This window comes from Aeromonas sp. s7(2024) (assembly GCF_040907825.1).
Classification (GTDB): Bacteria; Pseudomonadota; Gammaproteobacteria; order Enterobacterales; family Aeromonadaceae; genus Aeromonas; species Aeromonas veronii.
The window spans coordinates 212898-237570 of sequence record NZ_JBFOCM010000041.1 but is presented as its reverse complement, the minus strand read 5'-3'; the positions used below and the strand labels follow the sequence as shown (position 1 = coordinate 237570).

At 59.5% G+C, this 24673-nt stretch carries 22 protein-coding genes; 16 read left to right on the top strand and 6 right to left on the bottom strand.

What is annotated here, in order from left to right; translation table 11 throughout:
* Nucleotides 1–26: 26 nt before the first annotated feature.
* Together AB5Y73_RS20900 and AB5Y73_RS20895 are read right to left on the bottom strand one after the other, a co-directional pair.
* A complete protein-coding gene (locus AB5Y73_RS20900) occupies nucleotides 27–893 on the bottom strand; it encodes a helix-turn-helix transcriptional regulator (protein WP_245147662.1) in 867 nt (288 codons plus the stop codon).
* Between the two features lie 15 nt (nucleotides 894–908).
* Nucleotides 909–1766, bottom strand: coding sequence for a formate dehydrogenase accessory sulfurtransferase FdhD (locus tag AB5Y73_RS20895; RefSeq protein WP_107683650.1), 858 nt, complete (start codon nucleotides 1764–1766; stop codon nucleotides 909–911).
* Nucleotides 1767–3503: 1737 nt separating this feature from the next.
* Between AB5Y73_RS20895 and AB5Y73_RS20890 the strand changes: the two genes are divergently transcribed.
* The 9 genes from AB5Y73_RS20890 to AB5Y73_RS20850 all read left to right on the top strand — a co-directional run bounded on the left by AB5Y73_RS20890 (nucleotide 3504) and on the right by AB5Y73_RS20850 (nucleotide 12514).
* Nucleotides 3504–4058 (top strand): DUF3305 domain-containing protein, encoded by a 555-nt coding sequence (locus AB5Y73_RS20890; protein ID WP_107683652.1) that lies wholly within the window; start codon nucleotides 3504–3506, stop codon nucleotides 4056–4058.
* A complete protein-coding gene (locus tag AB5Y73_RS20885; protein ID WP_181497131.1) occupies nucleotides 4051–4650 on the top strand; it encodes a DUF3306 domain-containing protein in 600 nt (199 codons plus the stop codon). The genes AB5Y73_RS20890 and AB5Y73_RS20885 overlap by 8 nt, the downstream gene beginning before the upstream one ends.
* A 103-nt stretch (nucleotides 4651–4753) precedes the next feature.
* Nucleotides 4754–6499, top strand: coding sequence for a 4Fe-4S binding protein (locus AB5Y73_RS20880; protein ID WP_181497132.1), 1746 nt, complete (start codon nucleotides 4754–4756; stop codon nucleotides 6497–6499).
* A 9-nt stretch (nucleotides 6500–6508) separates the two neighbouring features.
* Complete coding sequence (locus tag AB5Y73_RS20875; protein WP_069554024.1) at nucleotides 6509–7126, top strand: molecular chaperone; 618 nt, start codon at nucleotides 6509–6511, stop codon at nucleotides 7124–7126.
* A gap of 115 nt (nucleotides 7127–7241) precedes the next feature.
* Nucleotides 7242–7445 carry a transcriptional initiation protein Tat gene (locus tag AB5Y73_RS20870; RefSeq protein ID WP_005303194.1) on the top strand — a complete coding sequence of 68 codons (204 nt, stop codon included), beginning with the start codon at nucleotides 7242–7244 and terminating at the stop codon, nucleotides 7443–7445.
* 23 nt (nucleotides 7446–7468) lie between these two features.
* Complete coding sequence (locus AB5Y73_RS20865) at nucleotides 7469–10345, top strand: formate dehydrogenase subunit alpha (protein ID WP_181497133.1); 2877 nt, start codon at nucleotides 7469–7471, stop codon at nucleotides 10343–10345.
* Nucleotides 10346–10349: 4 nt separating this feature from the next.
* Nucleotides 10350–10976, top strand: a complete 627-nt coding sequence (gene fdh3B, locus AB5Y73_RS20860) for a formate dehydrogenase FDH3 subunit beta (RefSeq protein ID WP_368148448.1) — start codon at nucleotides 10350–10352, stop codon at nucleotides 10974–10976.
* Complete coding sequence (locus tag AB5Y73_RS20855; protein WP_005334792.1) at nucleotides 10973–11944, top strand: formate dehydrogenase subunit gamma; 972 nt, start codon at nucleotides 10973–10975, stop codon at nucleotides 11942–11944. The genes fdh3B and AB5Y73_RS20855 overlap by 4 nt, the downstream gene beginning before the upstream one ends.
* Before the next feature lie 159 nt (nucleotides 11945–12103).
* A complete protein-coding gene (locus tag AB5Y73_RS20850; protein ID WP_227274116.1) occupies nucleotides 12104–12514 on the top strand; it encodes a DNA breaking-rejoining protein in 411 nt (136 codons plus the stop codon).
* Nucleotides 12515–12601: 87 nt separating this feature from the next.
* Here AB5Y73_RS20850 and AB5Y73_RS20845 read toward each other — a convergent pair whose 3' ends face one another.
* Entirely contained in the window at nucleotides 12602–13366 is a 765-nt protein-coding gene (locus AB5Y73_RS20845; RefSeq protein ID WP_181497135.1) for an ABC transporter substrate-binding protein, read from the bottom strand.
* Nucleotides 13367–13640: 274 nt separating this feature from the next.
* Here AB5Y73_RS20845 and AB5Y73_RS20840 point away from each other — a divergent pair, with 274 nt between their 5' ends.
* Nucleotides 13641–15356, top strand: coding sequence for an NAD-dependent malic enzyme (locus tag AB5Y73_RS20840; RefSeq protein WP_043822449.1), 1716 nt, complete (start codon nucleotides 13641–13643; stop codon nucleotides 15354–15356).
* 87 nt (nucleotides 15357–15443) lie between these two features.
* On the opposite strand, the gene AB5Y73_RS20835 is transcribed toward AB5Y73_RS20840, so the two are convergent.
* A complete protein-coding gene (locus AB5Y73_RS20835) occupies nucleotides 15444–15785 on the bottom strand; it encodes an RT0821/Lpp0805 family surface protein (protein ID WP_040065365.1) in 342 nt (113 codons plus the stop codon).
* Complete coding sequence (locus tag AB5Y73_RS20830; protein WP_181497136.1) at nucleotides 15782–17308, bottom strand: hypothetical protein; 1527 nt, start codon at nucleotides 17306–17308, stop codon at nucleotides 15782–15784. The genes AB5Y73_RS20835 and AB5Y73_RS20830 overlap by 4 nt, the downstream gene beginning before the upstream one ends.
* A 305-nt stretch (nucleotides 17309–17613) precedes the next feature.
* Here AB5Y73_RS20830 and AB5Y73_RS20825 point away from each other — a divergent pair, with 305 nt between their 5' ends.
* From AB5Y73_RS20825 to AB5Y73_RS20805, 5 genes are all read left to right on the top strand, one after another.
* The gene (locus AB5Y73_RS20825; RefSeq protein ID WP_005334784.1) at nucleotides 17614–18852 is read left to right on the top strand and encodes a uracil-xanthine permease family protein; all 1239 of its coding nucleotides are present in this window, start codon (nucleotides 17614–17616) and stop codon (nucleotides 18850–18852) included.
* Nucleotides 18853–19403: 551 nt separating this feature from the next.
* On the top strand, nucleotides 19404–20135 hold the full coding sequence (locus AB5Y73_RS20820; protein WP_005334783.1) for an ABC transporter substrate-binding protein: 732 nt from the start codon (nucleotides 19404–19406) through the stop codon (nucleotides 20133–20135).
* Between the two features lie 64 nt (nucleotides 20136–20199).
* Nucleotides 20200–21726: a methyl-accepting chemotaxis protein gene (locus tag AB5Y73_RS20815; RefSeq protein ID WP_107683661.1), complete on the top strand. Its 1527-nt coding sequence runs from the start codon at nucleotides 20200–20202 to the stop codon at nucleotides 21724–21726.
* A 455-nt stretch (nucleotides 21727–22181) separates the two neighbouring features.
* Nucleotides 22182–22895 (top strand): helix-turn-helix domain-containing protein, encoded by a 714-nt coding sequence (locus AB5Y73_RS20810; RefSeq protein WP_234879856.1) that lies wholly within the window; start codon nucleotides 22182–22184, stop codon nucleotides 22893–22895.
* 10 nt (nucleotides 22896–22905) lie between these two features.
* Complete coding sequence (locus AB5Y73_RS20805; protein WP_042082504.1) at nucleotides 22906–23424, top strand: hypothetical protein; 519 nt, start codon at nucleotides 22906–22908, stop codon at nucleotides 23422–23424.
* On the opposite strand, the gene AB5Y73_RS20800 is transcribed toward AB5Y73_RS20805, so the two are convergent.
* A complete protein-coding gene (locus AB5Y73_RS20800) occupies nucleotides 23414–23833 on the bottom strand; it encodes a GNAT family N-acetyltransferase (protein ID WP_107683709.1) in 420 nt (139 codons plus the stop codon). The two genes, AB5Y73_RS20805 and AB5Y73_RS20800, sit on opposite strands and share 11 nt — an antisense overlap.
* Nucleotides 23834–23993: 160 nt before the next feature.
* Between AB5Y73_RS20800 and AB5Y73_RS20795 the strand changes: the two genes are divergently transcribed.
* A complete protein-coding gene (locus tag AB5Y73_RS20795) occupies nucleotides 23994–24494 on the top strand; it encodes an SRPBCC domain-containing protein (protein WP_005334766.1) in 501 nt (166 codons plus the stop codon).
* Nucleotides 24495–24673 lie beyond the last annotated feature (179 nt).

Below are 24673 nucleotides of genomic sequence, written 5' to 3'. Positions count from 1 at the left end.
TGTTTTGTCGGTGGGTGAGTGGTTATTTACTGCGGGCTCCACACCAGCTTGCCGCTCTGGGTCAGGTCATAGCCGCCGAGGCGTGCCGCCAGCTCGCGCCCCTCGGGGGATTGCAGCCAGCCGATCAGCTGCTGTAGCAGGGTGCGAAAGAAGACCCCCTGCGGCATCACCAGATCGAAGCACTCCTGCGACAGCGGCATAAAGCCGAGGCCAAACTCGGTGGCGGTGCTCTGGGCGCCGGGCCCGACATCCGCATCGCCGCGGCTGATGGCGGCAGCCAGCTCCCGCTCGCTATTGACCTCGAGGGGGCGCTCCAGCCGGGTCAGCGACTCCCCCTGGGTTTGCAGCCACTCCTGCAGGGCGCGCTGGCTGCCAGCCCCCTCCTGACGCATGGCCCAGCGCCAGTCGAGCGCCTCTTTCGCCTCCTTGGGTTGCAGCCCTTGCCGCAGCACCAGCCCCTGCACCCGCCTGAATCCATGAACGATCACCCATTGCCGGTGGCCCTGATACTGCTGCACCAGTGCCGGGTGGCGCAGGTGCGCCTCCTCGGCCTGCCCCCAGTGAATGGCGCAGAGATCCACATGGCCGCGCGCCAGCATCGCCAGCCCCTGACGGGTGCCGCACGGGGTGTAGCCCACCAGTGCCTGGGTGCCGAGCTGCCGGGCCAAGCGGCTGCTGGCGTAGTGGAGCAGCACGTCGTCCGAGCCCGCCAGCAGCAGCCGGTCGTTCATCACCCCCTCGTGGCAGCTGCCGAGCAGCCAGCGATCGAGCAGGGAGCGGGGAAACAGCCACTTTCCGGTCGCCTTGGTGGCGGGGATGCGCGCCTCGTTGGCGAGCTGGTAGACCTTCTTCTCGTTGAGATCGAGGTATTCCGCCACCTGCTTCACGTTCATAAACTCGTTCATGGCTTAGTCCCGCATCCCGCGACCGGCCGAACCGGGCGCCAGCACCGGCGGCTTCTCGTCCAGCACCATATGGTCGTGACCGCTGAATACCTCGAAATGGCGCCCCTTGGCGCGGGCAATCATGGTGATGCCGAGCTGGCGGGCCAGATCCAGCCCCATCTGGGTTACGCCGGAGCGCGACAGCAGCACAGGAATGCCCATCTGCGCCACCTTGATCACCATCTCCGAGGTGAGTCGCCCGGTGGTGTAGAAGATCTTGTCGTGGCCACTCTCACCGCGCATCCAGAGCTCGCCCGCCAGGGTATCCACCGCATTGTGACGTCCCACATCCTCGACAAAGGAGAGGATTTCGCTGCCGCGACAGATGGCGCAGCCATGCACGGCACCGGCCATCTTGTAGGTTTCGTTATGGGCCGACAGCGCCTTGAGCAGGGCGTAGAGGGTGCTCTGTTTAAGCTCGGGCGCCGCCAATACCACCCCTTCGAGCTTCTTCATCACGCTGCCATACATGGTGCCCTGACCGCAGCCGGAGGTGACCGTCTTCTTCTCCAGTGACTTGTCGAGATCGGCGGCCTGCTGACTGCTTACCACGGCGGCGGCCTCGCTCTCCCAGTCGACGATCACCGACTCGATGGCCGCAATATCCTCGATAAAGCCCTGATTTTTCAGATAACCCAGCACCAGCGCCTCGGGGCGGGCCCCCAGCGTCATCAGGGTTACGATCTCCTTCCAGTTGAGGTAGACAGTCAGTGGCCGCTCACAAGCGATTTGGCGGGTGTTCATTGTGCCCTGCTCATCCATCACCTCGACGGCCATGGTGAGCTGGGCTGCGGCATTGCTTTTGATAAAGGTCGGTGTCATGGGCCCCTCGCGACCGGTTGCCGGGATCTAAGGGGAGGGATACAGCAAGTTTTGTTCCAGATTACTTTGGGCGAGATTCTCTCCATGCGGTTGAGTAGGTTCGAATAGCGGAGCGTATTCGGACGATCGCGAGATTTGCAGCCTTGCACTCGTGCGCATATCGCCGGGTCGTGACGCTATGCTTGGTTTTTCGGCTACGAAAAGAAAAGGGGACGGCCGCTTGGCCTTATTCCACAGTTCATCATTACGCAGCAAGCGGTATCTCCCCGCCGAATTGGTGCGGCATGATTGACCAGTCTCGACAGAAAATGGAGTGACCGGCTAACGGATTTATCGTTTAGCCGTCGGAATGACCGAATCAACCAATCGTCAGATACTCGATCGTCCGAATACGCTCCGCTATTCGAACCTACAGCCCTGTACACTCCCTCCGCTGGCTTGGTGCCAATCCTCATTTTTATAAGAAATGTTTCCAATGGGTCTTGAAGTTCTACCCACACTACCCAATATCTCTTGATGCCGTTCCTACCCTCGGCAAACGCAGAGTTAGGCGTCCCTCATATCAAGGAAAATTGATATGTCGCGACGCAGAAAAGAAAACACAAAAAACAAACAACCCACGACCCGTAAAGGCAAGCATGAAACAGTTCCGACGAGTGATGGACTCACCAGAACCTTTTTAAAAGGCGCGGTTTATCAATTTGGTCGGGAACTCATACGTCTAGCATGGAATTATTTTGTTGGTGTCTGAAGGTCATAGATGTTGCTGTGAGTCCTTGGCAGAACTCATGGTCGAGGAGGTTTTAGCGCCTAGAGCAAGCTGATTATTTGATTTACTACTGACTCCAAGAAAGCTGCATAGTTTTCTTAATAAGGAGGTTCATATGAACCGTTCACATGCATTTGAGTTCGCTTACAACTAACTCACGTTTTACTAGGGGGAACCGCCGATTCCTCCGGTACGAGCTTCATACTGAAGCAGCAGTATGTTGTTTCTAAGGGTAGAGATTTTGCTGACAGGAACGAAGGTGACATTTAAGTGAAACTGGTAGTTATCAAACGTGATGACTGTAGAGCTCCCTTTGACGCTTCTCTCATTGCAGAGGCCGTTGCTAGGGCTGCAGAGTTCATTCGGAACGATAGTGTTCCGATGGGCTTTTTTGTGCCATCACTTGAGGCTATATGTTCATTTAACAATGATCGAACTATCGAGGATCTGGAGCTAGTCCCAAGCATGAAGGGGTGCCCACCTTACCTGTTCAGTTTGGCGAAGCTGCTTAAAGTTTCGTGCAGGCAAGTGAGGCCGCCTTAGTGAATCCCGTAGTTATCAGTTCACGCCCTGTGTGACCGGATACAAACAGTTCAAAATATCTTCTCCGTGGCGAACTAGCCACAGTTCCCTCCCAGCCCTATACCATTTCAAAATTTCAGTTTCCATAACCCAGCCAGTTACACCTAACAAACTGAAAAATTTAATTTATCTTGTACATTGGTCTTACTCCGTATGTTGGGCTTCGCTGCGCTCTGCACCAACCTACGCCCGCGCCGATCCATATCCCGCACAACGCGCCAACCCGCCAACCCGCAGCAATGCCTCCATCAACTACCAAACCTGCCTTGGCCCCACTCTTGCTAAGTCTTATCCCATTGATGGCCGTGGCCGCCATAAATCTCCTGCCGTGATCCGCCCCGAGCGGGGTGGATTACGGGGGAGGGCGGCCCGGCAGAGACCTTCTGATGGGAGCCGTGACAGTGCAAGAGACAACCAATACCTTGCCCCCGCAGCGCTGGCTGCAACTGGAGTTAAGGGCCATCGACAGCCAGGTTGGCCGCTGGCAGAGCCGCCGTTTCGAGATTGCGGCGCTTCATCCCGCCGAGCCCGAGGCTGCTGGCGCCTTGCCCCTTACCCTGTTTCGCGATGAGCGGGGGGATTATCGCTTCAACCTGAGCTCCGGCTCGCCCCGCCTCTTTGTCACCGGAAGCCGCGTGGACAATGGCTTTGTGGCCGATGGACTGACCCTGAGCCAGACCGTGGCCGCCGCCTATATGGATGGCGAGCGGCAGGTGCTCTCCTGCCCGCTGCCCGAGGCGCTGCAAGCCTGGGTGGAGGCCTTTATCGGTCGCCACGGCGAGCTGCTGGAGGCCCGCCGCAAGGGCAAGAAGGGCAAGGGACGGGCGCAGGATCAGCTCGGTGTCGATACGGTAGATCAAGCGAGCTGCGGTGCCGTTAAAGCCACCGGCCCCGATGGCCGCGAGCGTGGCAGTGACAGCGGAAATCGCGCCCATGAGTGAGTTCCTTAAGCGCTGGTCGTCTCGCAAGAGTGAGGCGCGCAAGCATCAGGTATTGCAGCCACGGGAAGAGGTTAGCCCCGAGGCTGTTGCCGCCCCCATCGAAGGCAGTGGCGAAGCTGAAACTCCAGATTCTGCGCTGGATAGCCCCGTAGTCAGCACTGACAAGGGGAGTTGTGAGCCGCTTGCCGTTGAAGGGGCCGAGAGTAGCGAGCCGCTGCTAACAACAGCCCAGCCGGGCAAGGCCAAACTCCCCGACAGGGAGGCGCTGCGGGCCATGTTTCGCAGCCACAAGCCGGATGGGCTCGACGACTACACCCAGGATTTCAGCCAGCCCGAATTGTTGCCTGCGGCCCTGACCGCCGGGCTGCGCAACTGGCTGGTGGATCAGGTGACCGCCCCGGAGAGTGAATCGGCCAATCCGGCCAGTGGATCCGCTGAATCGGTTGCGCTTGTCAGCGAATCTGCCGCCGAGCCGCATGGGCTGGCTGATAACCATTCTCAAACCCACACCGACGATCGGGACATTTTGGTTTCCTCTGGTGGACAAAATGTCCCAACCAAAGGTGAGGGAATGGAACCCTCAAGATCCTGACTCCCTGTCAGTCACTTTTTTTCCGGGGGAGTTGGCTCGCCTCTTGCTCTCTCGGCTTACCAACAAGCGCCCATCCCATGAGGTGGCGCGCACAGGAGCGTATGTGAGCACTGAACAAACATTGCCAAATCTGAGCCCAAATCTGGCCTCCAATCTTGCCCATGGGGCGGGGGCGGCCGAGCATAACGCGCGCGCTCGCGCCTATGCCCTGCAGCATACGGTCAAGACCGACAACCTGATCCCGGCCACTGTCTCTTACCAGAGTCAGGGGCGCCTGCTGCTGGTCGGCCCGGAAGATCGCATTCGCCGCGCTGCCAGCCTGCTGCCCGCCGGGGTGAAGCCCACCCTGCTGGTGAGCGAAGCGGTCCACGATGCCGAGGCGGCCGATCTCGAATCTATTTTCGATGACACTGCATCCCTCGCGGCCCTGACCCTGCGCGAACCGGGCCTGACAGGGTATCTGGGGCAGTTCCAGCTTACCGGCCTTAACGGACAGGGCGAGCGGATTAATCTGGCGGCGCTCTGTTTTCCACAACAAGCGACGGTGGGGAACGAACCGCGCTTTGATCTGGTGGCTGATCTGGGCCGCGCCCCGCTCTTTGCGCTGGAGCGCCCGCCGGTCGGTTATCTGCATCTTGCCGATGATCAAGGGCTGGCCGAACGGCTTGCCGAGCTCTGCGCGCTGACCGGTATTTTCGACAAGCCGCGCTATTTTCGCCTCGACCCCGAGGCCTGCGCCTTTACCGCCCGCGGCGTGCCCGGTTGCAGCCGCTGTCTCGATGTCTGCCCGACCGATGCCCTCAAGCCCATCAATGGTCGCATCCAGATCGATCCCCATCTTTGTCAGGGCTTTGGCAGCTGTGCAACGGCCTGTCCGACCGGGGCGATTGCCTATCACCAGCCCGACGCCAACACCAGCGGCGACTACCTGCTGCGCTTGCTCAAGCACTACCGGGAGGCGGGGGGCGAAGCGCCCCAGCTGCTGATCGCCGGTGAAAACGAGCGCGAATGGGTGGAGGCCGAACTCACCCGTTTGCCCGCCAACTGGCTGCCAGTCTGGGTGGAGGAGAGCGCCAGTTTGGGTATCGAGAGCTGGTTCGCCGCCCTCGCCTATGGCGCCAGCGCGGTGCGCATTGCGCTGGGCGACGATGCCCCCGCAAGCGTCCGTGCGCTGGTTGAGCGGGAGCTGGCCAGCGCCGCCGTGCTGTTGGCGGGCGCTGGGCTTGCTGCCAATCGTATCGCCCTGTTTAACGGCGATGCCGAAATGGATGAGTCTCTTTACGTGCAGCCAGCCGTTGCCCTGTTGGATAAGCCGCTGAAAGGAGACAAACGGGAAAACCTGTTTGCCGCCTTCGATGTCCTCTGGCAGGCCAACGAAGGGAGCTGCGAGCCGCTGGCGGTGCCTCATGGCGCCCCATACGGCAGTGTGGAGCTGAAAGAATCTGACTGCACCCTCTGCATGGGCTGCGTGGCGGTCTGCCCGAGCCGCGCCCTGCATGCGGTGGGTCATGCGCCGGGCCTCAACTTTATCGAGCAGGATTGCATCCAGTGCGGCATGTGCGAAAAGGCGTGCCCCGAGCAGGCCATCGTGCTCACGCCCCGTCTGCAACCCGTGCCCGAGGCGCGCCGCGCCGTGCAGAGCCTGAAAGCCGAAGAGGCCGCCTGCTGCATTCGCTGCTCCAAGCCGTTCGCGCCCGCCTCGATGATCCGCCGCATCCAGCAAAAACTGGCCGGTCACTCCCACTTCCAGAACGAGGCCGCCCAGCGGCTGCTGATGTGCGAGGACTGTCGGGTCAAGGATGTGTTTGCGGCGCTGGCGGCGGATCCCGTCTCCCAGCTCAAGGTGTGAGGGCCAGTGATGAGTGAACAACATAACGAAAAGGCTGGCGAATTGACCATGACCGAACTGGAACAGAGCAGCGCCGATCTCTACGCCCTGCTGGCAAGCCTCTGGCGCGCCGCCCCCCGTGGCGAACAGCTCGCCTGGCTGCAAGGGTTGCAGGCTATGCCGGGCCCCTTTGCCAGAGGGCTGGGGCTGGTGCAGCTGGCGGCCAGTAGCCACCACGAAAACGAGCTTGCCGAGGAGTATCAGGATCTCTTTATCGGGCTGGGGCGCGGGGAGATTGTGCCGTTTGCCTCCTGGTATCTCACCGGCTCTTTGATGGAGCTGCCGCTGGCGGTGCTGCGCGCAGATCTGCAGTCCCTCGGTTTTGAGCGTCAGAGCGGAGTGTGCGAGCCGGAAGATCATCTGGCCGCCCTCTGTGAGGTAATGGCGGTACTGATTGGCGAGCAACACCCGGATCGCAACCGCTTCTATGAACGCCACCTTGCCCCTTGGGTACTCGCCTGCTGCCGCGATCAGCAACAGGCGAAAGGGGGCAGCTTCTACCGGGCGGTCGGCGCCCTTGCCGAAGATTTCTTCAAGTTGGAAAACGAATTGCGCCTGCCGTTTGGCGCCTGCGTGGTGCCGGGCTGAACGCCCTTATCTGTGCATAACACGCTGTGCATAACAAAACGAGCAGACGAGATATCCCATTGGACGCGAAGCTGGCGCGCAGGCGCCAGCAAGAACAACAACAGAGGTCACAAGAATGAGCGATGAACAGCTGAAAGACCCGTCCCGCCGCAATCTGATCAAGGGAGTTGGCGTGGTCGCCACCATAGGCGTATTGGCCGGTGCCACCGGTCGGGTGGTGGGCAAAGAGGTGCTGACCCACGACACCGAGCCTGACAAGGGCTATCGGGAGACCCCCCATGTTCACGACTTTTATCGCACCCTGCGCGGCACTGACTGAGCCGGATCAGTGAAGGAGAACTCATGAAACTGACAAAACGTGCCGAGCAGCCCCAAGTGGGCGAGCAGGGCAATGAGGCCATTCGCGGTCAGGGGCTGACCCGTCGCGCCTTTATGGTCAACTCGGGTCTGGTGGCCGGTGGCGCCGTGGCCGCCGGTTGGCTGGCGCCAGCCATGATGCAGCGGGCCGAGGCCAAAACTGTGGCGGCCGACGTGCCGGTCGAGGTGAAGCGCACCATCTGCTCCCACTGCTCAGTGGGCTGCGGCGTCTATGCCGAGGTGCAAAACGGCGTCTGGACCGGTCAGGAGCCTGCCTTTGATCATCCCTTCAACCTTGGCGGTCACTGCGCCAAGGGGGCGGCCCTGCGCGAGCACGGCCACGGTGAGCGTCGCCTCAAGTACCCGATGAAGCTGGTGGGCGGCAAGTGGCAGCGTATCAGCTGGGATCAGGCCATCGAAGAGGTGGGCAACGAAGTGCTGCGCCTTCGCAAGGAGTCCGGCCCCGACAGCGTCTACTGGCTCGGCTCCGCCAAGCACTCCAACGAGCAGGCCTACCTGTTTCGCAAGATGGCGTCTCTGTGGGGCACCAACAACGTGGATCACCAGGCGCGGATCTGCCACTCCACCACGGTGGCAGGTGTAGCCAACACCTGGGGCTACGGCGCCATGACCAACAGCCTGAACGACATGCATCACAGCAAGTCGATCATGTTTATCGGCTCCAACCCGGCGGAGGCCCACCCGGTCGCCATGCAGCACATCCTGCTGGCGAAAGAGCGTAACGGCTGCAAGATCCTGGTGGTCGACCCGCGCCGTACCCGCACCGCCGCCAAGGCGGACATGTACCTCTCCCTGCGTCCGGGCACCGACGTTGCCTTTATCTGGGGCATGCTCTGGCACATCTTCAAGAACGGCTGGGAAGACAAAGAGTTCATCCGCACCCGCGTCTATGGCATGGACGAGGTGCAAAAAGAGGTGGCGCGCTGGACCCCGGCCGAAGTAGAGCGGGTGACCGGCCTCAACGAGCAGCAGGTCTATGGCGCTGCCAAGCTGCTGGCCGACAACCGCCCCGGCTGCGTGGTCTGGTGCATGGGCGGTACCCAGCACACCACCGGCAACAACAACACCCGCGCTTACTGCATCCTCGAACTGGCCCTCGGCAACGTGGGCAAGAGCGGGGCGGGCACCAACATCTTCCGCGGTCACGACAACGTGCAGGGCGCCACTGACTTTGGCGTCACCTCCGATTCCCTGCCCGGCTACTACGGGTTGGAAGAGGGCTCCTGGAAGCACTGGGCCCGGGTATGGGACGTGGATTACGAGTGGATCAAGGCCCGCTTCGACAACAAGGCCTACAACGGCAAGTTGCCGATGAACAACAACGGCATTCCGGTCTCACGCTGGGTGGACGGGGTGCTGGAGAACGCCGATCTCATCGAGCAGGGCTCCAACATCCGCGCCATGTTCTACTGGGGCCATGCGGTCAACTCCCAGACTCGCGGCCCGGAGATGAAGAAGGCGATGCAAAAGCTCGACATGATGGTGATTGTCGACCCGTATCCCACCGTCGCCTCGGTGATGAACGATCGCACCGACGGCGTCTACCTGCTGCCGGCCACCACCCAGTTCGAGACCTATGGTTCCGTCACTGCCACCAACCGCTCCATGCAGTGGCGCGACAAGGTGATAGAACCCCTGTTCGAATCCAAGGTGGACCACGAGATCATGTATCTGCTGAGCAAGAAGCTCGGCTTTGCCGATGAGCTGTTCAAGCACATCAAGGTGGAGAACAACCAGCCACTGCTGGAAGACATCACCCGCGAATACAACCGCGGCATGTGGAGTGTAGGCTACACCGGCCAGAGCCCTGAGCGGCTCAAGGCGCACCAGCAGAACTGGCACACCTTCCACAAGACCAACCTCAAGGCCGAGGGCGGCCCGGTCAATGGCGAAGTGTACGGTCTGCCCTGGCCCTGCTGGGGCACCCCGGAGATGAAACACCCCGGCAGCCATATCCTCTACGACACCAGCATTCCGGTCTCCGAAGGGGGCGGCGGTTTCCGCGCCCGTTTCGGCATCGAGTATCAGGGCGTCTCGCTGCTCGCCGAAGACTCCTGGCCGAAAGGGAGCGAGGTGGAGGATGGCTATCCCGAGATCACCGCCGACCTGATGAAGCAGCTCGGCTGGTGGGATGAGCTGACCGAGGCCGAGAAGAAGGAGGCCGAGGGCAAGAACTGGAAGACAGATCTCTCCGGCGGTATCCAGCGGGTGGCCATCAAGCACGGCTTCGTGCCCTACGGTAACGCCAAGGCGCGCTGCGTGGTGTGGACCTTCCCGGATCAGGTGCCCAAGCACCGCGAGCCGCTCTATACCCCGCGCCGCGACTTGCTGGCTGACTACGCCACCTGGCCTGATTCGAAGAGCCTGTGGCGCCTGCCGACCCAGTACGCCTCGGTGCAGGAGAAGGATGTCAGCAAGGAGTTCCCCATCATCCTCACCTCGGGCCGTCTGGTCGAATACGAGGGGGGCGGCGATGAGACCCGCTCCAACCCCTGGCTGGCTGAATTGCAGCAGGAGATGTTCGTCGAGATGAACCCGGCGGATGCCAACGACGTCGGGGTGCGCGACGGTCAGGATGTGTGGGTCGAGGGGCCGGAAGGGGGCCGGGTCAAGGTGAAGGCGCTGGTGACCCCGCGGGTCAAACCGGGGCTCGCCTTTATGCCGTTCCACTTCGGCGGCCACTTCGAGGGCCAGGATCTGCGATCCAAATATCCGGAAGGGTCAGACCCTTATGTGCTGGGGGAGTCGGTCAACATAGTCACCACCTATGGTTATGACCCGGTCACCCAGATGCAGGAGACCAAGGTCACCCTGTGCCGTTTTCGCAAAGTAGGAGCCTGATCTCATGGCCAGAATGAAATTCATGTGTGACACCAAGCGCTGCATCGAATGCAACGGCTGTGTGACGGCGTGCAAGAACGAGAACGACGATGCCCTGGAGTGGGGCATCCAGCGCCGCCGGGTGGTGACCCTCAACGATGGCCTGCCGGGGGAGACCTCCATCTCGGTCGCTTGCATGCACTGCACCGACGCCCCCTGCATGGCGGTCTGCCCGGCCGACTGCTTCTATCACACCGACGACGGCATAGTGCTGCACAACAAGGATCTCTGCATCGGTTGCGGCTACTGCCTGTTTGCCTGCCCGTTCGGGGCGCCCCAGTTCCCGAAGACCGCTGCCTTTGGCGATCGGGGCAAGATGGACAAGTGCACCTTCTGTGCTGGCGGCCCGGAAGAGGATCACAGCGAGGCGGAGCGCCAGAAGTACGGTGCCAACCGCATCGCCGAGGGCAAGCTGCCCATGTGTGCCGAGCTCTGCTCCACCAAGGCACTGCTGGCCGGGGATGCGCAGGTTATCTCCGATATCTTCCGCGAGCGGGTTGCCTATCGTGGTGCCAAGGATGCGGCCTGGGGCAGCGATGAAGAGCTGTTCCACGACGCCAGCAAGCTGAACAAGCAGGGAGGGGCGGCATGAAAACCTGGCTAATGGCCCTGTTTGCTGCCCTGCTGCTGGTGAGTACCGCAAGTTTCGCTGACGCCGAGAAAGAGGCGGTCGGCTTTGCCGGCGCCGATTACTGGCGGGCGGTGAAGGATGGGCAGGAGGGGGTCACCACCTCCCGCTCGCCGGAGCACGGGGTACTTATCTCGGTGCCGGGCCAACTCTGGTTCGAGGTGAAGACCAAGTGGGTGTCGCCGCTCGGTGCCATCGCCATCTTCGGCTCCTTGGCCATGTGCGGTCTGATGTACCTGGTGGTGGGGCAGACCAAGCTCTCCAAACCGCGCACCGGGCGCAAGCTCAAGCGCTGGAGCCGGCTGGATCGGGCGCTGCATTGGACCACGGCGGCCATGTTCCTGACCCTGTCCGGGTCGGGGCTGGCCATCATCTACGGCAAGTACTTCATCAAGCCGGTGGTGAGCCTCGGGGTGTGGGAGAACTGGATCTGGTTTGCCAAGGTGTTCCACAACTATGTGGGGCCGCTCTTCTTCCTCTGCCTGATGGGGGTGCTCATCAAGTGGTTCCGCCACAACATCGTCAACATGGTGGATGTGCAGTGGTTCATGAAGTTTGGCGGCATGCTCGGCAAGCACAAGGGAAGCCACCCCTCGGCTGGCTTCTCCAACGGTGGCGAGAAGGCGATCTTCTGGTTGCTGATCTGGTTTGGCGGCATTGTGGTGGCGACCGGGTTGTTCCTCGATTTCCCCATCTTCGGCCAGCTGCGCCGCCAGATGGAGTGGGCCAGTTTTATCCATATCGTAGGCGCCTTGATCCTTATCTGCGGCTTTATCTTCCATATCTACATGGGCCTGTTCCAGCTGGAAGGGGCGCTGGAGGGGATGGTGACCGGCGAGGTGGACGAGACCTGGGCCAAGGAGCACCACGACCTCTGGTATGAAGAGGTGAAGCACACCCTCGATGAGCCCAAGGCGGGGAAATCAAGCTGATGGTCGACAAAGAATAAAGAGAAGGGGCGCTGCGGCGCCCCTTTTGATGGCGGGTCGATGGTGATGGCAAATTGATTGAACGATGCCGCAAACGGCGATGGTTTTTTGGGCCACCTTGAGCAACAGTAACAGGGGTTCCATTCACACAAGGGATGACAAATGATGAGAAAAGCATGGCTGGCAGCGGTATGTGCATCTGCGCTCTTCGGTGGTATTGCGGGCGTGGCGCAGGCGGCTGACGGGATCAAGACCCAGCAGGTGCAGTTCAAGAAGGGGGAGTCAGGGGCGACTATCAACGGCACTATTCAAGGTAGCCAGACCCTCGATTACAAGCTGACGGCCAACAAGGGCCAGAGCATGGTGGTGATCCTGACCGGCAAGCCCTACTTCAATATTTTGCCGCCGGGCAGTAAGGGGGAGGCGATCTTTGTTGGCTCTCGTGACGGGAACAACTTTGAGGCAACCCTGCCTGCCAAGGGCACTTATACCATTCGGGTCTACCAGATGGGGGCGGCCGAGAGCAGCAAGGCCAAGACGCCGTTCAAGCTGGAGGTGGGCATCAGCGGCTAATGCCTGCAGCTGACAAGCATCACAGAGGTGGCGGCAACAAAGGGCCGCCACCGTTGTTTTATCCCCTCTGTTTTTGCCTCGCCAAGGTTAATAGCCCCCCCGGGCCAGCCGTTCGAAGTAGCGCTGATAACGTCCGCTGGCGATGGCCTGCTGCAACTGCTGATTGAACTGATCCCGCAGTTTGGCTGAATCCGGCATCTTGCGCGGGAACATCACGAAGCTGTCGTTGCGCAGAAAAGGGGTCTGACTGTGGGTGATGAGTGCCGCGCTGGCGGGGTCGAGCTGGCTCTGCAACTCGGCCAGACCGACTCGCAGCTCTTGTGGATAGAGGTCGATCCGCCCGCGCAGCAGCTTGCCGAAATTCTGCTTCACGTCGGTGACTTTCTGTTGGGTTACCTTGCCATCGGCCACCATCTTGTCCAGCTCGGGCCCGTAGCTATAGGCGATATCGCCCCCCAACCGCATGCCGATGATCTGCTCAAGGCGCTCTGCCTGCAACTGCCGTGATTTGAGGGAGAAGAAGACAAACTGCTCCTGCAGCACCGCTTCGCTAAACAGAAAATCCTGCTCCCGCTCCGGTTTGTGCATCCAGACGGCGGTGGCGTCGTAGAGCTGGCTGTTGGCCGCCAGCGAATAGACCCGACCCCAGGGGGCGAAGTGGAACTTCACCTCATAGCCCGCCTCCTTGAACAGATCGCTGATGAGGTGGGCCACTGGACCGTGCTGTTTTGATTGCTCGGAGACGAAAGGGGGCCATTCACCCACGATGATGTTGAGCACCCGGCCCGGTGCGGCGAGAGCCGACTGGCAGGTCAGAAACAGCCACAGAGCAAGCAGCGGGATCAGGCGCATGGCAGGAAGAAGGGGACGCAGGCTGGCAGAGGCGAGGGCATCAGATCACTCCCGGCTGTGATGCGGTGAAAGGGGCTGGGTTGCCCGCAATGCTAACATGAGTCTCATTCCTTGCCGTGGATATTTGTCTCGTCGGGGTCGCCGGGCGCCTATTTTGGCCGCAGGGTATGCCCAAGCTCACAAAACCGATCGAGTAAACGTCATATGATTGATTTCATTATGAGTCTTGCTCTCCTGCCGAACGGCAATTTCACGTAAATCAAAGAGAATGACTATGGCTACCGGACAATATCTGCTGTGGAAAGATGCACAGGGACAGGATTTTCGCCCCGTTGCACTGACCGGCACTGATCTGCTTAACAATCGATACCTCAACAAGGGCACGGCCTTCACCGAACAGGAGCGGGCCGATTTTGATCTCGATGGTTTGCTGCCGCCTCAGGTACAAACTTTTGAAGCCCAGCTCGAGCGAGTGTATGAGGGGTTCAAGAGCGCTTGCAGCGATATCGAGAAGTACCAGAACCTGCGTGCCCTGCAGGATCGCAACGAGACTCTCTTCTATGCCCTGTTGTCACGCCATGTGGAGGAGATGACTCCCTACATCTATACCCCGACCGTGGGCAAGGCGTGCCAGGAGTTCAGCCACCGCTTCCAGAAGCCGCGCGGCCTCTACATCACCCCGGACAACGTAGATGATATGGGCAGTCAGGCCCGTCACTTCGATGCCAAATCGATCCGCATCATAGTCGTCACCGACAGCCAGGGCATTCTGGGGATCGGCGACCAGGGTGTTGGCGGCATGGGCATCCCCATCGGCAAGCTGGCGCTCTATACCCTAGGGGCCGGTATTCACCCCGCCTGCTGCATGCCCATCGCGCTGGATGTGGGCACCGACAACCAGAAACTGCTCGATGACCCCATGTATCTGGGCCGCCCCCACAAGCGTATTCGCGGCAAGGAGTACGAGGAGTTCATCGACAAGTTCGTGCAGGGGGTCAAGCGCCACTTCCCCAATGCCGTGCTGCAGTGGGAAGACTTCAGCAAATCCAATGCCTTCAACAATCTGGCCCGCTACCAGCAGTCACTGCCGTCATTCAACGATGATATTCAGGGCACCGGTGCCGTGGTGCTGGCCGGTATCATCGGCGCGGTCAAGGTCAAGGGGGAGACCCTGGGCCAGCAGAACTATCTGGTCTATGGCGCTGGCGCCGGTGGGGTTGGTGTCGCGGATCAAATCTGCGCGGGGATGATCCGCGAGGGGATGGATCCGCAGGCGGCCCGCGATCGCATCTACATTCTGGATACCCAGGGGCTGGTGTGCGACAACCGGGACGGACTCGACGAGTACAAGCGTCGCTACGCCAAGCCAGGGTTGCTGCTGGCGGGTTGGGAGACCGAGGTGCCCGGCAAGGCCAATCTGGCCGATGTGCTGCGTCATGTGCCCATTACCGTGTTGCTGGGTACCAGCGGCTCGGGCGGGGCCTTCCAGGAAGAGCATATCCAGCTGATGCTGCAGCATTGCGAGCGCCCCATGGTGTTCCCGCTCTCCAACCCGACCGCCAACTGTGAAGCGCTGCCGGAAGATATCTACCGCTGGAGCAAGGGCAAAGCCATTGTCGCGACTGGCAGCCCGTTCAAGGATGTGAGTTACGAGGGGCAGGAGTTCCGGGTCGGGCAGGGCAATAACGTCTTTATTTTCCCCGGTGTAGGTCTGGCGGCCATCGTCAGCCAGCTCCGCGAGATCACACCCGATGTCTTCACGACCGCCGCCTTTGCGCTGGCCGAGTGCGTGAGTGAGGTGGACCTGGCGAAAGGAGCCGTGTATCCCCGCATTCGCGAGCTGCGCAGCATCTCGGTGCATGTGGCGACCGCCGTGCTCAAGGATATCGTGCGCCGGGATCCCTCCCACCCGCTGATCGGTCAGGATTTGCAGCAGCATATCCTCAACCACATGTGGGAGCCGGTTTACCTGCCCTATCGTCGGGTATAACCGCATATTCACCGCTCGGATAACGGGTCGGTAAAGATGACAAGGGGGTAGCGCTGCTACCCCCTTTCGTTTACCCCGTGGCATTCACTAAGTTCGCAATGGCCGCCAGCGCCCTTGCTGATTGCGACAGGCGGTATCCTGCCACTGCTGGCTCGCCTTGCCGATATAGAGTTGCTCGCGATAGTCGCGACACCACTCCCCGCTGGTATGGCGGAAGGTGCGTAGCGGGGTGACGCTACCCGAGTGACGGTTAGCTGGATTGAACCAGGTGAGGCTTTGGCCTTTGGTACGGGTTTCCAGCGCCTTGGCGAGTGCCTGATTGGCCAGTTGAACATCTGCCTTATCCATCTGATGGTAAAGCGGCGGGGTGTCGACCGTGGCGCAGCCAGCGAGGCCGAGCAGGAGGAGTGTTAGCAGATAACGCATCATGGTTGCCCCTGTTGGCGAAAGCCGTTGTTGAGCAGCGCCCGCTCCTGCTCATCGGTAAGTACTTGCTGGCGATCATCGACCGTGCCATCACCTCTTAGTTTGTTGCCGTTGGCATCGACAGCATCCACGCCGTTGTCATCGACCGTGCCGTCACCTCTGAGCTTGTTGCCGTTGGCATCGACGGCATCCACGCCGTTGTCATCGATGGTTCCATCGCCTCTGAGCTTGTTGCCGTTGGCATCGACGGCATCCACGCCGTTGTCATCGATGGTGCCGTCACCTCTGAGCTTGTTGCCATTGGCATCGACGGTATCTACACCGTTGTCATCAACGCCATTGCCAAATCCGCGGCCACCCCCATGGCGTTCTCCCCCTGCATGTTTTTCTCCACCAGCATGCCGTTCACCTCCACCATGCTGCTCTCCGCCGGCATGCTCGCCTTGGCCGCCACTGTCATCGCTGCCCCCATCGCTGTCGCTGCCACCGCCGCTGTCGCTGCCTCCGCCGCTGTTGCTGCCTCCGCCGCTGTTGCTGCCACCGCCGCTGTTGCTGCCACCACCGCTGTTGCTGCCACCACCGCTGTTGCTGCCACCACCGCTGTTGCTGCCTCCGCCGCTGTTGCTGCCCCCATCGCTGTCGCTGCCACCGCCGCTGTCGCTGCCTCCGCCGCTGTTGCTGCCACCACCGCTGTTGCTGCCACCACCGCTGTTGCTGCCACCACCGCTGTTGCTGCCACCACCGCTGTTGCTGCCACCACCGCTGTTGCTGCCTCCGCCGCTGTTGCTGCCCCCATCGCTGTCGCTGCCACCGCCGCTGTCGCTGCCACCGCCGCTGTCGCTGCCACCGCCGTTGTCGCTGCCACCGCCGCTGTTGCTGCCTCCACCACTGCTGCCCCCACTGCCACCATCGCCATCTTTGTTGTGAACGATCAGCTCATTGGCGATGTAGTTGTGGCTGCCATCGAGCAGCAGATTGAAGAGTGCGGTAGTGGGAGATGCCTCGATCCAGCAGAGTGACTCAACCAGCAGTAATTCCGGCTGGGGTTGCAGGGCCAGATTGCCCGTCACCATGGCAGGTGCCGGGCGACACATTATCTGCATGCCGGTAAATAGCGGCAGCACCGCCAGTTGCGGGTTTTCGGTTCGGGTCATGGCTGGTGAGATGGCCGCCCAGCCCCGAGTGGTCAGCAGAGGGTGCTCTGCGGTAAAGAACGGGGGCAGATCATTGATCCCGTAGAGTCTGCGCTTGCCCAGAATGACCCGTTCGATCGCCAGGATCCGGTTACTGCCGCCGTGCTGATCCAGCACCTGTTCACCGACCCGGAGCGTTTCTATCGGGCGGGTGGAACCATCGGCCATCGTGATGCGAGTGCCGGCGATAAAGCAGGACTTGGCATAGGCCTGATTCATTTGCCACTCATTTTGGGCGAAATCATAACTGAACGGGTTCGCAAACAGGGCGAGTGCGATGGCCGAGCCGATCAGCAATCTGCGCTGGCTGGCCTTGAATGGGGGCTGTGACATGGGGACTCCTTGTCCATCTTGATTCACAGGATCCATTATAGAGCGCCCCTTGGTGGCGGCATTTTTGACCATGAACACAATAAACATGATGGAAAAACGATTGGCGTTCGTCACAATAATGCGTAAAATCACATACTCGATGCTTGTAGCAACGAATCCCGCCTAAAAAGCCAGTTTCATGCCCTTCCCAAGCAGTAAAAGGTAACGAGTGACGCATTTGTGTTCATTTCGCGCCTTGAAAAAGTCTTGTGATGACTGAAAAGTGATAAATATCCCCATCAGTTATCAAAAAATTAAGGACATCCATGTTTTCCTTAGTCAAGCAAAGTGTCGCCGGGCTGCAAATCCTGTTTGTCGCCTTCGGCGCCATGGTTCTGGTGCCCCTGCTCACCGGACTGAACCCCTCCATGGCCCTGCTTGGCGCCGGTGTGGGCACCCTGTTGTTCCAGCTCTGCACCCGCCGCCAGGTCCCGATTTTCCTCGGTTCCAGCTTTGCCTTCATCGCCCCAATCATCTACGCCACCCAGACCTGGGGATTGCCATCCACCATGTTTGGCCTGTTTGCCGCCGGTTTCATGTATTTCATTCTGGCTGCGCTGATCCGGGCAAAAGGGATGGGGTTTGTGCACAAATTGCTGCCCCCCGTGGTGATTGGCCCGGTGATCATGGTGATCGGTCTTTCTGTGGCGCAGGTTGCCTGCAACATGGCGATGGGCCGCGCCGGTAGTGAGCAGGTGGTTCCTGCGGGAACTGCGCTGACACTGGCCGGTATCTCGCTGGCGGTCACCCTGATTGCAGCTGTGTTCTGCAAGGGGTGGATCAAGCTGATCCCCATCCTGTGCGGTGTGATTGCCGGTTATGTCTCGGCGGTCTTCATGGGCCAGGTGAGTTTCGATGGCATGGTGAACGCCCCCTGGTTGGCGCTGCCCCACTTCGAAACCCCGGAGATCAACTGGGCTGCTGCGTTGTTCATGTTGCCGGTAGCCATCGCCCCCTGTATCGAGCATATCGGTGGCGTGTTGGCGATTGGTGGCGTGACTGGCAAGGATTACACCAAGGATCCGGGTTTGCACCGTACGCTGGCCGGTGACGGTATCGGCGTCTGCTTCGCCGGTTTCATCGGTGGCCCACCCGTGACCACCTACGCCGAAGTGACCGGTGCCGTGATGATCACTCGCAACTTCAATCCGGTCACCATGACCTGGGCTGCGGTGTTTGCCATCATTCTGGCCTTCTTTGGCAAGTTCAATGCGCTGCTCACCTCCATCCCGATGCCGGTGATGGGCGGTATCATGCTGCTGCTGTTCGGATCCATCGCCGCCATCGGTCTCAAGACGCTGGTGGAATCCAAGGTGGACCTGGGACTGTCACGCAATATCGCCATCGTCGCCGTGACTCTGACCGTCGGTGTCGGTGCGCTGGAGATGAAGATTGGCGACTTCGCGCTGGCCGGCGTTGGCCTGGCCTCTGTTGCCGCCATCCTGCTCAACCTGATCCTGCCTGCGCACTCCGAAGAGGGTGTGATGGACGCGGCCAAGGACTGAGTTCCACCAGACGTTTATTGTTGATTTGGAGAAGGCCACCTCGCGGTGGCCTTCTGTTTTTCGGGTATCTCGCGCCACTTTTTGGCTCGGCGGAGCTCATCTGGAATCTAATCTGGAAGCAGATGAGGGGGTTAGCATTCTCATTTGACGTATCTCTTTTCGTGACCTTAGCTAAAGGACAGGTTTGGCTCTGAGGTCTCCTCGAGCAGTATGGGAAAATGGATGTTGGCGTTTTATATCATTTCTCTCCCAGACCCCTGTCATAAAACGATGCGCTTCTTCTTTGCCACGGCGCTGTTGTATGGCAGAGGCTTATCCGCCCCACTCCACACTCCCCTTATGCTGCCCTGGCATGTTTCCACCTCGATTTGTTGTGAGCCTCCCTCGCCGGTTGCGTTTCGTTGCGCACAGGCAAAATCCGGATCTGTTTGCTGCTGCACATGGGTGGGCGGCGAGCCGTGAAAGCCGGCATGACCCCAGCGGGTCAAACGTGCACCGCCATCGGTAACGGCGGATGTTCAGGGATGAATGGCAAGCAAAGCGAGGTTGCAATGAACTATCAACTGCTGTGGAAAAGTGCAATTTTTTCAGTCTCTTCCATGATGGCGATAAGCGCTGTTCAGGCTGCGCCACTGAACGTGATGACCGAGGATTACCCGCCATTCAACATGCAGGGAGAGGGGGGCAAGATTGTCGGACTGTCGACCGAGGTGGTCGAAGAGCTGTTCAAGCGTGCTGGAGTCGAATACAAGCTGACCCTGATGCCCTGGAAACGGGCGTACGAAGATACCCTCGGCACCCCCAATACCGCCCTCTACTCCACGACCCGCACTCCGGAGCGGGAAGCACTGTTCAAGTGGGTAGGGCCGCTGGTCAATAACAACTGGGTGTTTTTCTCCAGTTCGACCGCCAATATCACGGTCAAGTCGCTGGAAGATGCCAAGCAGTATTCGGTGGGTGGCTATAACGGTGATGCGGCCGCCGAATATCTCAAGGCCCAGGGATTTGCCAAGTTGCAGTTGGCGGCCAACGATACCGCCAACGTGAAGAAACTGGAGGCGGGCCGCATCGATCTTTGGGCAACCGGCCAGTATCTGGCGCCCTATCTGGCCAGCAAGGAGAAGGTGGCCTCACCCAAGCCGGTCTTCGTGTTCAAGGAAACCCAGATGAGCTTGGCGTTTAACAAGGATACGCCCGATGAGCTCATCACCAAGCTCAACGAGATCCTCGCTGCCATGAAGGCGGATGGCACCATCGACAAGATCAATGCCAAGTACCAGTAACAGTACCAATAGCAAGTGCCGCTCAATGGCACTGCGCCGGCTGCCGTAAAACCGGGAGGAAACCATGGATTGGAAAAGCCTGACGTTCAGGATTGCCGTGTTGACCTCCCTGTCGGTGAGTCTGCTACTGGTGTTGTTTGGCGGTTACAACTACCACGCAGTCAAGGCGGAGAGCTACAGCAAACAGAGTGCGCTGGTCGAACAGGCCATCGGTCGGCTGCAGCTCTCCCTGCCCGGCCCGCTGTGGAATTATGAATCGGCCTTTATCGAGGCATCGCTCAAGTCCGAGCTGGCGGCCGATATACTCAGTGCGTTGCTGGTGGTCAACAAGGACAAGCTGGTAGCCGGGTTTGCCCGTGACACGGCGGGGAGCATTGCCCCCGTGACAGCCATGCCTGCCGATACCGCTGCCTATGGGGGATATGATCTGGTCTATGACGACAGCGGCCAGAAAAACACCGTGGCCCGATTGCTGGTGCAAACCAGTGATGCCGCCATTCAGGCCCAACTGCGCCAGCAGTTGATCACCACCGTCTGGCAGATCCTGGTGCTCGATCTCTGCATCATCGCGTTGCTGATGGTGCTGATTCATCGCAATGTGCTGAGACCACTTCATCAGATGAATCAGGCGGTGTTTGATCTGGCCAAAGGAGAGGGGGATCTGACCCGGCGTCTGAAGATCAGCCGTCAGGATGAGATGGGCGCGCTGGCCACCAACATCAACCACTTTATTGCCAAGTTGCAGGAGATGGTGGCGGAGATCAACGAGCTCTCTGCCGGTGTGTTGCAAACCGCCGAACTCTGTGACTCCCTCTCGGCAGATACCCGGGTAGGCAGTGACGCCCAGCAATCCGAGTTGGATCAAGTCGCCACCGCCATCACCGAAATGAGTCAGGCTGTGCAGGAAGTGGCTGGCAATGCGGTGAAAACCTCTGGCGCCACCGATGAGGCCAACCTCTATGTGGAGCAGGGTTACAATCTGGCGGGCCATGCCAATGAGGCCATCCATCAACTGGTGGGGGAGGTGGAGCGAGTCGCCACCCTGATGCGCACCCTTTCGACCGAAAGCAGCAGCATTGGCACCATCATCGAGGTGATCAACGGCATTGCCGAGCAGACCAATTTGCTTGCCCTCAACGCGGCCATTGAGGCGGCGCGGGCGGGTGATCAGGGGCGCGGTTTTGCGGTGGTGGCGGATGAGGTACGCACCTTGTCGGGCCGTACTCGCCAGTCGACGGAGGAGATCAGTGCCAGTATCAAGCGGTTGCAGCAAGCGACCCAGAATGTCGGGGCCGGGATGCAACAGAGTCAGGAGAAGGCATCCCGGGCCGGCATCGAGGCGGCAGATGTGCAGATATCGGTGGAGAAGATTAAAAATCAGGTCAGCCTGATCCGCGAGATGAACATGTATATCGCCCAGGCATCGGAAGAACAACACTCGGTGGCGGAGGCGGTCAGCCACAGCGTCAACCGGATTGCAACGCTCAACAGCGAGAGTGCAGCCAGAGTGGCACAGGTTGCCGAAGCCAGCAGCGATCTGCGGCAGCTGTCGGCCCAACTCGACACCCTGCTTAAGCAGTTTCGGGTCTAGTCAGTTCACTTCGCCCCGTTGGATCATCCTGCGGGGCAGGTAAGGTTCCCTTTATTGTGAGGCGCTGCGAGATGTCGTGAGGGGCAAGGGGCCTTGTCCAGCAGCGTTTTTCGTCATGCCCATGTCACTGTTTAGCTGAGATTGGCGTGATCGTGATACGCGAAACTCGCGGCATCATGCTCTGCCCGATACGCAGTCCGACAGCGCTGGACGCATATTTTCATTTTCCCCGCTCATGCCTGCCTGCATCTATTGTGCCGCTGATCTCGACCCTTTAGAATTTCGTTTAATTACAGCGAGTCCTGAGCCGCCATCTGGCTTTATCAGGTGTGGAATCCCATCTTCTTCATGATGAATGCAAATAACAGGTGGTTGGTATGACGGGGGTTGCGCCAGGCAATAACATATCAGCCTATCACTTCGGTGATTATGTCTTTGATGTCAAAAGGCGAGAGTTGATCTTCTGTGCCGACAAGGACAACTTGCAAAGCGCCCGGGTGGTGCGCTTGTCATCGGCAGAGAGCCTCATTTTCAGCTATCTGCTCGATCACCATGACGAGGTGTGCGACAAGGATCTGTTGCTCGAAATCGGCTGGTTGGGTCGCCCCATCAGCCCCAACTCCCTGAACGTGGCTATCGCCAATATTCGCCGCCACTTCGCCTCATCCCCCCAGACGCTGGATATCAGAAGTACCCCGAAAAAAGGGTACTCCCTGCATCTGAACTGCAAGATGAAGAGCTATTACGGCAAGGCACTGCCAACAGATAGTGAGCCCTTGCCCGAGCCGATGAGCGAGCCCACGCCTGCAGCGGCTGCGCAGCCACCGTCGACATCACCAAGCTCCGACCACGAGGTCATCAAAGAGCCTGCGGCTCCCCGTTCTTTTGGTGAGCGCGCCAAACTTGCCTTTCTCAGCGGTATCGGGCGGCCAATGCTGGCAAGGGGCCTGATGTACGTCAATCTGCTACTGGCTGTGTTGGTGGCGTTTGTCGCCAGCTATCTCCATTTCGAGTGGCTCCATGTGCACTGCACCGATTCGCCGACCGGCGTTGTTTGCCAGATGGAGGCACGGAGCGACGTGCCACCAGTCAAGCCGGCATCGCTGGTGCTGGTCTCCGGCCACCAGGTTCGCGTGCTTTCCTATAAAGAGCTCGAAAAAACGCTGTAAGGGATCTCTGATGAAACGAACGCTGAAAAATACCTTGCTGCTGTTGCCACTGCTTGTCGTGCTGCTGTTTGTGGTCGGGATGTTTATCAACAGTCTGGGCTGTCATTACGACCTGAAAATGTCAGCCAATGGAGTCAACTATCACGGGGTGTGCCGCTGGGGCAAAATTACCGTGATCGAAGAGGAGGAGGCGACCAGGGAGAAGTGGCGGGTGACCGGTTTTCAACTTACCTTCTTCAACCAGCTTGTTTACCTCATCGACAGTCGTACCCAACTGCACGAATCGGGTAACGATGACTCCTATCTCAATGAGTACAACCTGATCCAGTCGCAATATGCGCTGGTCAACTATGCCTGGGTGCCGCTGACTGAAAACAAGGTGGCGATCTTCCAGCGCGATCCGGTGCATGAGGTCGTGATTGCCCAGCGAGATGGCTGGTTCGATCTCTATCGCTGGTTCTTCCCCCCGGCACCGCTGGTACCTGTTCAACCACAAAGCGCAGTTGCCGGGCGTCCCGCTAGTTTCTAAATAACTTGCACCAAGGGCCGGTGACCTCGCAGTGGCCTGTCTCATCACTGTTTTGCCAGCCCAGCCGATGGTAGAAGGCTACTGCCGCCGTGTTGCGAGTCGCAACCTTGAGCGAGCCGTGCGGCGAATCAGCGAGGCCCCGCTCCAGCAGGGCGCGTCCTATCCCCTGACCGTGCCAGTCGCTTGACACATAGAGGTGATGGACGAAGTGATCGGGCTGCCAGATGGCGATAAAGCCGCAGATATTGTCCCCCTGTTCGGCTACCCACACCTGTTCACCTTTGGTCTGTTCCTCGAAATCCTCGAGTTGGAAACGGGCGGGATCTACCCAGTGAAAGGTGTGGCGGCGGCTCTTTAAAAACAGCCGGGCCAGTTGGGGAATGTCGTGTTCTTCCATGAGCCGGATCATGATGTCCTCCCGGATCAAGCCAATGTTCATTGAGGCAGCTGCACAGCGGCAGGTTAATCGATGCAAATGACAAGGGTGTGATTAAGCACTGTCCATTGTATTTGCCATGGGGCTATACTGCCGGAGTCCCTTGTATGGATGGCTTGAGGATCGCTGATTTATGGACAATAAACTGATTGAAGGCAACATTTTTGTGCCGGCGCACATAGACGATGTCTGGCACGCCTGGACTACCGAAAGCGGTCTGCGCAGTTTTCTGGCTCCCGAATGTTTGATGGTGGCCGAACCGAATGGCCCTTTCGAGATCTACTTCAGGCCTGATGCCCCGCTGGGTGAACGTGGCAGCGAAGGGTGCCGGGTCATGGCCGTCATGCCCTATGATTTGCTCAGTTTCAGCTGGAATTTCCCACCCAGCCTACCCCATATCCGCCAGCAAAAGACCCAGGTTTGCCTGCGCTTTGTGCCGGAAGGACAGGGTACTCGCCTCTACTTCCTGCAGAGTGGTTGGGCCAATGATCCGGATTGGGATCAGGGTTATGCCTATTTTCGAGAAGAGTGGCTGGAGACCAGTCTGCCACGGTTGCAGTACCGTTTTACCCACGGTCCCATCGACTGGAACAATCCTCCCGACAAGGCGCAGCTGAAGGCGCTGGCCCAGTAATCCCGGATATCAGACATAAAAAAAAACCGGCCAAAAGGCCGGTTGAAACAGTTCAGGCTTGTCAGGTGACAAACGTATCCAGCGGATGAGAGTCGCTTTCCACTCCTTGTGAAGCACAACCCTCTTGGTTACGTGCGGCTACTTTATGCCATTCACACTGAATCGAGGCTGAACCATGG

Excerpts from the sequence above, each read along its gene's own strand:
- AB5Y73_RS20900 (WP_245147662.1), bottom strand. The coding sequence starts at position 893 with ATGAACGTGAAGCAGGTGGCGGAATACCTCGATCTCAACGAGAAGAAG.
- AB5Y73_RS20895 (WP_107683650.1), bottom strand. The coding sequence starts at position 1,766 with ATGACACCGACCTTTATCAAAAGCAATGCCGCAGCCCAGCTCACCATG.
- AB5Y73_RS20890 (WP_107683652.1), top strand. The coding sequence starts at position 3,504 with ATGGGAGCCGTGACAGTGCAAGAGACAACCAATACCTTGCCCCCGCAG.
- AB5Y73_RS20885 (WP_181497131.1), top strand. The coding sequence starts at position 4,051 with ATGAGTGAGTTCCTTAAGCGCTGGTCGTCTCGCAAGAGTGAGGCGCGC.
- AB5Y73_RS20875 (WP_069554024.1), top strand. The coding sequence starts at position 6,509 with ATGAGTGAACAACATAACGAAAAGGCTGGCGAATTGACCATGACCGAA.
- AB5Y73_RS20870 (WP_005303194.1), top strand. The coding sequence starts at position 7,242 with ATGAGCGATGAACAGCTGAAAGACCCGTCCCGCCGCAATCTGATCAAG.
- AB5Y73_RS20865 (WP_181497133.1), top strand. The coding sequence starts at position 7,469 with ATGAAACTGACAAAACGTGCCGAGCAGCCCCAAGTGGGCGAGCAGGGC.
- fdh3B (WP_368148448.1), top strand. The coding sequence starts at position 10,350 with ATGGCCAGAATGAAATTCATGTGTGACACCAAGCGCTGCATCGAATGC.
- AB5Y73_RS20855 (WP_005334792.1), top strand. The coding sequence starts at position 10,973 with ATGAAAACCTGGCTAATGGCCCTGTTTGCTGCCCTGCTGCTGGTGAGT.
- AB5Y73_RS20850 (WP_227274116.1), top strand. The coding sequence starts at position 12,104 with ATGATGAGAAAAGCATGGCTGGCAGCGGTATGTGCATCTGCGCTCTTC.
- AB5Y73_RS20845 (WP_181497135.1), bottom strand. The coding sequence starts at position 13,366 with ATGCGCCTGATCCCGCTGCTTGCTCTGTGGCTGTTTCTGACCTGCCAG.
- AB5Y73_RS20840 (WP_043822449.1), top strand. The coding sequence starts at position 13,641 with ATGGCTACCGGACAATATCTGCTGTGGAAAGATGCACAGGGACAGGAT.
- AB5Y73_RS20835 (WP_040065365.1), bottom strand. The coding sequence starts at position 15,785 with ATGATGCGTTATCTGCTAACACTCCTCCTGCTCGGCCTCGCTGGCTGC.
- AB5Y73_RS20830 (WP_181497136.1), bottom strand. The coding sequence starts at position 17,308 with ATGTCACAGCCCCCATTCAAGGCCAGCCAGCGCAGATTGCTGATCGGC.
- AB5Y73_RS20825 (WP_005334784.1), top strand. The coding sequence starts at position 17,614 with ATGTTTTCCTTAGTCAAGCAAAGTGTCGCCGGGCTGCAAATCCTGTTT.
- AB5Y73_RS20820 (WP_005334783.1), top strand. The coding sequence starts at position 19,404 with ATGAACTATCAACTGCTGTGGAAAAGTGCAATTTTTTCAGTCTCTTCC.
- AB5Y73_RS20815 (WP_107683661.1), top strand. The coding sequence starts at position 20,200 with ATGGATTGGAAAAGCCTGACGTTCAGGATTGCCGTGTTGACCTCCCTG.
- AB5Y73_RS20805 (WP_042082504.1), top strand. The coding sequence starts at position 22,906 with ATGAAACGAACGCTGAAAAATACCTTGCTGCTGTTGCCACTGCTTGTC.
- AB5Y73_RS20800 (WP_107683709.1), bottom strand. The coding sequence starts at position 23,833 with ATGATCCGGCTCATGGAAGAACACGACATTCCCCAACTGGCCCGGCTG.
- AB5Y73_RS20795 (WP_005334766.1), top strand. The coding sequence starts at position 23,994 with ATGGACAATAAACTGATTGAAGGCAACATTTTTGTGCCGGCGCACATA.